Source organism: Mesorhizobium sp. M7A.F.Ca.MR.362.00.0.0 (assembly GCF_004023175.1).
GTDB lineage: Bacteria > Pseudomonadota > Alphaproteobacteria > Rhizobiales > Rhizobiaceae > Mesorhizobium.
This window is the reverse complement of record NZ_RZTF01000923.1, coordinates 1-427: the sequence shown is the minus strand read 5'-3', so window position 1 is coordinate 427 and position 427 is coordinate 1. Positions and strand designations below refer to the sequence as shown.

The window sequence follows — 427 nt, the reverse complement described above, 5'->3', positions numbered from 1 at the left end:
GTCTTTGCTACACGCACTGCGGCGGGCCCGGACAACGTCGCCCCGGCCTGCCGCTCATCGAAATACGTCAACAGGTCATCAAACTGGCCGAGACTGCGCTGGTTCTGCACCTCCGCACGGAAGCCGGATCGGCTGGAGCCGGCATAGCCCTCGAAGGCGGCGACGGAGGCATGCTTGTACTGGATCATGCCGGCAATTGTGCCGAAGGGACGGTTGGCAATGTGCCATGCAATCGTGCGTCTGAACTGCCGCGTCGTGATCCGCCAAGGCTGATCACCTGGTCCGTTCGGGACCGCCGGCGTATCCGGTGTGCCGAACAGGTCGTTGAGATGGTCGCGGAAGTGGTTGAGTTGGCGGACAATCTCGGCCGAGAGGTGATCCTTGCAAACGGACCTTGCGATAAGAACGGGCCAGAGCGTCGTGAGCC

The 427-nt window shown here is 62.5% G+C and carries 1 pseudogene; it reads right to left on the bottom strand.

The features are described from left to right. A pseudogene (locus tag EOC06_RS38530) lies at positions 1 to 427 on the bottom strand (integrase); the annotation flags it as partial.